General features: G+C 60.3%; 9 protein-coding genes and 3 tRNA genes. 2 read left to right on the top strand and 10 right to left on the bottom strand.

What is annotated here, in order from left to right; genetic code table 11:
- The 8 genes from rplB to FY112_RS04035 all read right to left on the bottom strand — a co-directional run.
- Nucleotides 1-809 (bottom strand): 50S ribosomal protein L2 (rplB, locus tag FY112_RS04070; protein ID WP_151517765.1); only part of this gene is annotated, 809 nt, incomplete at its 3' end.
- Nucleotides 810-820: 11 nt separating this feature from the next.
- Nucleotides 821-1,114, bottom strand: a complete 294-nt coding sequence (locus FY112_RS04065; protein WP_003547550.1) for a 50S ribosomal protein L23 — start codon at nt 1,112-1,114, stop codon at nt 821-823.
- Complete coding sequence (rplD, locus tag FY112_RS04060) at nt 1,111-1,731, bottom strand: 50S ribosomal protein L4 (RefSeq protein ID WP_003547549.1); 621 nt, start codon at nt 1,729-1,731, stop codon at nt 1,111-1,113. Before rplD ends, FY112_RS04065 begins: the two co-directional genes overlap by 4 nt.
- Nucleotides 1,732-1,744: 13 nt before the next feature.
- Nucleotides 1,745-2,386 (bottom strand): 50S ribosomal protein L3, encoded by a 642-nt coding sequence (rplC, locus tag FY112_RS04055; RefSeq protein ID WP_003547548.1) that lies wholly within the window; start codon nt 2,384-2,386, stop codon nt 1,745-1,747.
- 39 nt (nt 2,387-2,425) lie between these two features.
- On the bottom strand, nt 2,426-2,734 hold the full coding sequence (gene rpsJ / locus FY112_RS04050) for a 30S ribosomal protein S10 (RefSeq protein ID WP_003547547.1): 309 nt from the start codon (nt 2,732-2,734) through the stop codon (nt 2,426-2,428).
- Nucleotides 2,735-2,888: 154 nt separating this feature from the next.
- Nucleotides 2,889-4,064, bottom strand: coding sequence for an elongation factor Tu (gene tuf, locus FY112_RS04045; protein WP_012757012.1), 1,176 nt, complete (start codon nt 4,062-4,064; stop codon nt 2,889-2,891).
- A gap of 347 nt (nt 4,065-4,411) precedes the next feature.
- A tRNA-Gly gene (locus FY112_RS04040) sits at nt 4,412-4,485 on the bottom strand.
- Between the two features lie 24 nt (nt 4,486-4,509).
- Nucleotides 4,510-4,594 (bottom strand) — tRNA-Tyr (locus FY112_RS04035).
- 200 nt (nt 4,595-4,794) lie between these two features.
- Between FY112_RS04035 and rlmB the strand changes: the two genes are divergently transcribed.
- Nucleotides 4,795-5,685 (top strand): 23S rRNA (guanosine(2251)-2'-O)-methyltransferase RlmB, encoded by an 891-nt coding sequence (rlmB, locus tag FY112_RS04030; protein ID WP_151517764.1) that lies wholly within the window; start codon nt 4,795-4,797, stop codon nt 5,683-5,685.
- Between the two features lie 286 nt (nt 5,686-5,971).
- Entirely contained in the window at nt 5,972-6,130 is a 159-nt protein-coding gene (locus FY112_RS36585) for a hypothetical protein (protein ID WP_017960031.1), read from the top strand.
- Nucleotides 6,131-6,227: 97 nt separating this feature from the next.
- On the opposite strand, the gene FY112_RS04025 is transcribed toward FY112_RS36585, so the two are convergent.
- The gene (locus FY112_RS04025) at nt 6,228-6,614 is read right to left on the bottom strand and encodes a hypothetical protein (RefSeq protein ID WP_181018147.1); all 387 of its coding nucleotides are present in this window, start codon (nt 6,612-6,614) and stop codon (nt 6,228-6,230) included.
- 222 nt (nt 6,615-6,836) lie between these two features.
- Nucleotides 6,837-6,912, bottom strand: a tRNA-Thr gene (locus tag FY112_RS04020).
- Between the last annotated feature and the right edge of the window lie 233 nt (nt 6,913-7,145).

Genomic DNA, 7,145 nt, shown 5'->3' with positions numbered 1-7,145 from the left:
ATGTTCATCTTGTCGGTCGACTTGTTCGACCGGGTGCGCTTGCCCTTGGTCGGCTTGCCCCACGGTGTCACCGGATGGCGACCACCGGAGGTGCGGCCTTCACCACCGCCGTGCGGATGGTCGACCGGGTTCATGACGACACCGCGGTTATGCGGACGCTTGCCGCGCCAAACGGTACGACCGGCCTTGCCGTCGTTGATGTTGGCGTGATCAGGGTTGGAGACCGCGCCGATCGAAGCAAGGCAGGAGCCATGAACGAGACGCTGTTCACCGGAGTTCAGGCGAAGGATCGCCATGCCCTGGTCGCGGCCGACGAGCTGTGCGTAGCCACCGGCGGAGCGAGCGATCTGACCACCCTTGCCCGGCTTCATTTCCACATTGTGGATGATGGAGCCGACCGGGATGAACTGCAGCGGCATGGTGTTGCCGGGCTTGACGTCGACAGCCTTCTCGGAAGCGATAACCTTGTCACCGGCAGCGAGGCGCTGAGGAGCGAGGATATAAGCCTTCTCGCCGTCAGCATAGTTCACCAGCGCGATGAAAGCCGTGCGGTTCGGATCGTATTCGATACGCTCGACCGTGCCTTCGACGTCGAATTTGCGACGCTTGAAGTCAATCAGACGATAGGTGCGCTTGTGACCGCCGCCGATGAAGCGGGCAGTGATGCGGCCGAGGTTGTTACGACCGCCGCTCTTGGTCAGACCTTCCGTCAGCGCCTTGACCGGCTTGCCCTTGTAGAGGGCCGAGCGGTCGACGATGACCAGCTGGCGCTGGCTCGGGGTGATCGGATTGAAAGTTTTCAATGCCATTTTCTTATACCTCAGAGACCGGTGGAGACGTCGATCGTCTGGCCTTCAGCCAGCGTCACAACAGCCTTCTTCACGTCCTTCTGCTTGCCGACGAAACCGCGGAACCGCTTGGTCTTGCCCTTGCGCAGCAGAGTGTTGACAGCCGTGACCTTGACGCCGAACAGCGCCTCGACCGCAGCCTTGATTTCCGGCTTCGTCGCCTGCTTGGCGACATTGAAAACAACCTGGTTGTTTTCGGATACCAGCGTGGACTTTTCGGTGATCGCCGGAGAGACGATCACATCGTAGTGGCGAAGATCGGTCACTTGAATCGCTCCTCTAGCGCTTCAACCGCAGCCTTGGAAAGCACGAGCTTGCCGCGGCGCACGATGTCATAAACGTTGATGCCCTGGATAGGCAGAACATCGATGTTCGGGATGTTCTGAGCTGCGAGCTTGAAGTTGCCATCAAGCTCTGCGCCGCCGATGAAGAGGGCGTTGGTCAGGCCGAGCGTCTCGAAAACGGACGCGAGCGACTTGGTCTTGGCTTCAGCGGCAACCAGGTTGTCGATGACGATGACGTCATCGGCCTTGATCTTGGCCGAAAGGGCGTGGCGAAGGCCGAGTGCACGGACCTTCTTCGGAAGATCGTGCTCGTGGCTGCGGACGACCGGGCCGTGAGCCTTGCCGCCGCCGCGGAACTGCGGAGCGCGAGCCGAATGGTGGCGGGCGCGGCCCGTACCCTTCTGCTTGTACATCTTGGCGCCGGTGCGCGAAACTTCCGCGCGGCCCTTAGCTTTGTGCGTGCCCTGCTGCTTCTTGGCAAGCTGCCAGCGGATGACGCGGGCGAGAATGTCTTCGCGGGGCTCGAGGCCGAAAATAGCGTCCGAAAGGGAAACCTTCCCGGCGTCTTTTCCCTCGAGGGTCTTGACGTTGAATTCCATTGATCTGGCTCCCTTACTTCGCGGCCGACTTGACGGCGTCGCGCACGATGATCCAAGCACCCTTGGAACCAGGAACAGCACCCTTGATCAGGATCAGACCACGATCTTCGTCGGTCGAAACCACTTCCAGGTTCTGCGTCGTGACGCGCGTCTGGCCCATGTGACCAGCCATCTTCTTGTTCTTGAAAACCTTGCCCGGATCCTGGCGCGAGCCGGTCGAACCGTGCGAACGGTGCGACACCGACACACCGTGCGTGGCACGCAGACCGCCGAAACCGTGGCGCTTCATGGCGCCGGCAAAACCCTTACCGATCGTCGTGCCCGTCACGTCGACGAGCTGACCGGCTGCAAAGTGACCCGCCTTGATCTCAGTGCCGACCTCGAGCAGTTGATCTTCCGACACGCGGAATTCCGTCAGCTTGGCCTTCGGCTCGACGTTGGCAATGGCAAAGTTGCCGCGCATCGCCTTCGACGTGTTCTTCACCTTCGCCTGGCCGGCACCGAGCTGAACTGCGGTATAGCCATTCTTTTCGACAGTGCGCGTAGCGACGACCTGGCAGCCTTCCATACGCAGTACCGTTACCGGGACATGCTCGCCGGCGTCGTTATAGACGCGGGTCATTCCCACCTTCTGTGCAATCACACCTGAACGCATCGGTTCAATCCTTCTCACTCAGCCCGAAGACCCGAGGTCTCAGAGCTTGATCTCAACATCGACACCGGCGGCGAGATCGAGCTTCATCAGCGCGTCTACCGTCTGCGGGGTCGGGTCAACGATATCGAGAAGGCGCTTATGCGTGCGCATCTCGAACTGTTCGCGGCTCTTCTTGTCGATGTGCGGGGACCGGTTAACCGTAAACTTCTCGATGCGGGTCGGAAGCGGAACGGGGCCCCGGACGCTTGCACCGGTGCGCTTAGCCGTCGATACGATCTCACGCGTTGAGGCGTCGAGAATCCGGTGATCGAACGCCTTCAGGCGGATGCGGATATTCTGGCCGTTCATTCGACTTTATCCTTGTGTCTGTTATCCGCGTGTCACCGCTTAGGGACACGACTTACCTTCAGTTACGTTAGCGGGCCACCGGTTTCAAAGATCGAGAGGGACACCGAGATCGGCGTCCCTATCCTTTCCTTGGGCCAGGTGGCCCAGCCGCTAATTACTCGACGATCGACGCGACGATGCCGGCGCCGACGGTGCGGCCGCCTTCGCGGATCGCGAAGCGCAGCTTTTCTTCCATCGCGATCGGAACGATCAGCTCGACCGATACCGTGACGTTGTCGCCCGGCATGACCATCTCCGTACCTTCCGGCAGCGTCACAATGCCCGTCACGTCGGTCGTGCGGAAGTAGAACTGCGGACGGTAGTTGGTGAAGAACGGCGTATGACGGCCACCCTCTTCCTTCGTCAGGATGTAGGCTTCAGCCATGAACTTCTTGTGCGGCTTGACCGAACCCGGCTTGCACAGAATCTGGCCACGCTCGACGCCATCACGGGTAACGCCGCGGATCAGCGCGCCGATGTTGTCGCCAGCCTGGCCCTGATCGAGCAGCTTGCGGAACATTTCAACGCCGGTCACCGTCGTCTTCGTCGTCGGGCGGATGCCGACGATCTCGACTTCTTCGCCAACCTTGACAATGCCACGCTCGACGCGGCCGGTCACAACCGTGCCGCGGCCAGAGATCGAGAACACGTCTTCGATCGGCAGCAAGAACGGCAGGTTGATCGGACGCTCAGGCGTCGGGATGTAGGCGTCGACAGCGGCCATCAGTTCGCGGATCGAATCCTCGCCGATCTTCTTGTCCGAATCTTCGAGAGCAGCAAGTGCTGAACCCTTGACGATCGGGATATCGTCGCCCGGGAAGTCGTAGGACGACAGCAGTTCGCGCACTTCGAGCTCGACCAGTTCGAGAAGCTCGGCGTCGTCAACCTGGTCAACCTTGTTCAGGAACACCACGATTGCCGGAACGCCAACCTGGCGGGCCAGCAGGATGTGTTCGCGCGTCTGCGGCATCGGGCCGTCAGCAGCCGAGCACACCAGGATCGCGCCGTCCATCTGGGCAGCACCGGTGATCATGTTCTTGACGTAGTCGGCGTGGCCGGGGCAGTCGACGTGGGCGTAGTGGCGGGCCGGCGTCTCGTACTCAACGTGGGCCGTCGAAATCGTGATGCCACGCGCCTTTTCTTCCGGAGCCGCGTCGATCTGGTCGTACGCCTTGTACTCACCGAAGTACTTCGTGATCGCTGCCGTCAGAGACGTCTTACCGTGGTCAACGTGGCCAATCGTGCCAATGTTGACGTGCGGCTTGTTGCGCTCAAACTTACTCTTTCCCATTTGAATGCTTCCTGTGAACGAAAATGGTGGCCCCGGCGAACCGGTTTAGTGCCGCCGTTTAAGGCTTTCGGCGACATTGCGCAAGACTTAATTGCAGACGCCAAACTTGGCCTGACAGCGCATATGGGAGACAATTCGCCGCCTGCAAGGCGATTCGCCAAAGCCCCCTCGAAAATCGCTGAAATCTTAGAGAAAATCGCATTGACCGCCGGAGACCCACCATAGACGTTCGGCGTCGAGCGCCCTTCCCTGCCAGCCGATAACCGCAATCATCAGCTTCTCAGGCGGCGCCGGAGACATCTAGGGACGACCGCTGCAGCGGTCATATGAAGTAGCGTAACGGAAACTGGAGCGGGTAGCGGGAATCGAACCCGCGTATTCAGCTTGGAAGGCTGCTGCTCTACCATTGAGCTATACCCGCGGGGTGGTCCGATCCGATGACGAATGGTGGAGAGAGTTGGATTTGAACCAACGTAGGCTGAGCCAACGGATTTACAGTCCGTCCCCTTTAACCACTCGGGCATCTCTCCAGTTTCGTCCGGATCGCAAGACCAAGTTCGTCAGACTTCGAAGCGTTGCTGCCCGTCGTCTGCGCCGCGTATATGACCGGAGCATTTCAGTCTGTCAACACGATGACAACGGAAAAAACACGAAAAATTTCATTCGCCACCGAAAGCCGGCATATGAAAGAAAGCCTATGCGGCAGCGAGCGCCATGGCTATAAAGCTGCATGAGCAAAGACAACAAATCCGGCGGCAAGACCGCGACAGACCCATCCGCCAAGGATACGCATTACGCCACTCTGCGGCGCGCCCACCGCGACGCCAAGCGCGAACGCGGCGAGATTCCGACACCTCAGCCGCAGAAGCGCAAGCGCGGCGGCGAGGACTGGAAGCCGCCAACGCTAGCGCCCGACCAAGTGCATCTCTATGGCCTGCATACGGTGCGTGCAGCGCTCGACAATCCCGAGCGCAAGAAGATCAAGCTGTTCGTGACGCAGAATGCACTGGCGCGCCTCGAAGTCGACGTCGAGGCGCTCGGCATTCCCTTCGAGATCGTCTCGCCGCAGGAGATCGACAAGGTGCTCGGCCCCGAGGCGATCCATCAGGGCGTGATGCTGGAAACACGGCCGCTTCCGGTGCGCCGGCTCGAAGCGCTGAAGGAAAGCCCTCTCCTGCTCGTCCTCGATCAGGTGACCGATCCGCACAATGTCGGCGCGATCATGCGCTCGGCCGTCGCCTTCAATGCGGGAGCGGTCATCACCACCCAGAGGCATAGCCCGACCGAATCGGGCGTGCTCGCCAAGTCCGCCTCCGGCGCGCTGGAACTGATACCTTATATACAGGTCACCAATCTCGCCGATGCGCTCGGTGAATTGCACAAGCTCGGTTTCTCCACCATCGGCCTCGATTCGGAAGCGCCGGCGCCACTCGAAGGCACCTTCTCGGGCCAGAAAGTGGCGCTCGTGCTCGGCTCCGAGGGCAAGGGACTGCGGCAGAAGACGCGGGAAACCGTCAACGCACTTGCCCGTCTCGACATGCCGGGCTCGATCAAATCGCTCAACGTCTCGAATGCAGCGGCAATCGCGCTTTATGCGGCGCGGATCCACCTGAAGGCATAGGCTGGCCCGCAGGCAGTCATTCAAAGTGCTACAACGTCCTTTGCGCGTCTGAAAAGGCGCGTGACGCTGTCGTCGCGGCAATAGGGGAATTGTCATGATCCGTTTTATTCCCACGCTCGCGGCTCTGGAAGGCGGCAGGCCGCTTTCGCTCGTCCGCCGCTACCGCAGTCCGGCTCCGATGCCAGAAAAATCCACTTTTGCCTTGGAATGACACCCCGGAGCACTATGATCGGCCAATGATTGGTCACAGCGACCCACTCAGAAGCAAGAAGGAACGAACCCTATCATGGCCATTCGACCGCTGATTTTCGGTATCCTCTTCATCGCGGTCTTCGTCGTGATTATCCTCAGCATCATCTGGGTGGACACGTCGCACCCCGTCCACCAGCCCGATCCACTGTCACCGATAGTGCCCGGCCCCGCGACGCCGGGACCGGTGCAATAATTCTGGCAGGAACGCGGACGGAGATCAGGATCGAGGCGAGCGTCAACGAGCCCGTCACTCATTAAAGTAACGGCCCGGATGATCCGGGCCGTTATCGTCAGCTGCGGTAGAGCCAGAACGGCATGCCGCGATCGCGATCGCGCCACTCGCGGCGCTCCTGCCAACGCTCGGCACGCCACCGCCGCCAATGACGGCGATCATCGCGCCAGTCGGACCGGCGCCAATCGCGCTCATGGCGCCAACCACGATCGTCACGGTCGCGATCACGTCGCCAGCCATCACGAATTTGAACGATATCGCCCTCAGTCGACACCGCCGGCCGCTCGGCCGGCATGGCGGCCGCCGTTGCGACGGACGCGAAAGCCGCACCGACGGAAATGGTTGCGGCAAGAAAGAGATGTGCGAGCTTCATGGCTGTTTCCTCATTGATGATGAGGCGAAGATAGGCGGGCGCGGCTGAATTGGCGCTGAAGCAGCCCTTCACGCGCGGTTCATCAACCGATGTAAACCTTCTGAAAAGTCTGCCGGTGCGATTGAGCCAAACAGCATCGAACCCCAGACTATGGGGTAGCAGACTCGTGGGGAAAAGATGGTGCCGGATCATTCTGGAACCAGTCCGCCTTCGTTCCTGACGGAACTACGACGCGACAGCCTCCGCTTAGCTGCTCTCTTCGGCTCGCCGAGCCGAAGCTCACAGAGCGTAGGCTGGTGCCCCCGCCAGGGTTCGAACCCGGGACCCCCTGATTACAAATCAGGTGCTCTACCAACTGAGCTACAAGGGCGCTAGTTGCCCCAACTAGCAGATTCTATAATTCTGTAAAGGGAAAATCCGTGTCTGCGCGGACAGCTCGGCTGCAGCTCAAAACGCTTCGCGATAGAAAACGTCCTTGTCGCGCAAGGCCTTTATCCTTTAGCTAGGGCAGCATCATAAAGGGCATTGCATGGGCCGTTCATTTCAGACGCTTTCCTTTCTCGCCTCACCAACGACGGAGGCGCTTGCCGCGCGCGAAGAGTT

This window comes from Rhizobium sp. PEPV16, assembly GCF_008919455.1.
Classification (GTDB): Bacteria; Pseudomonadota; Alphaproteobacteria; order Rhizobiales; family Rhizobiaceae; genus Rhizobium; species Rhizobium leguminosarum_Q.
Note: the sequence above shows the minus strand (reverse complement) of the source record. Positions and strands in the feature narration are given on the sequence as shown.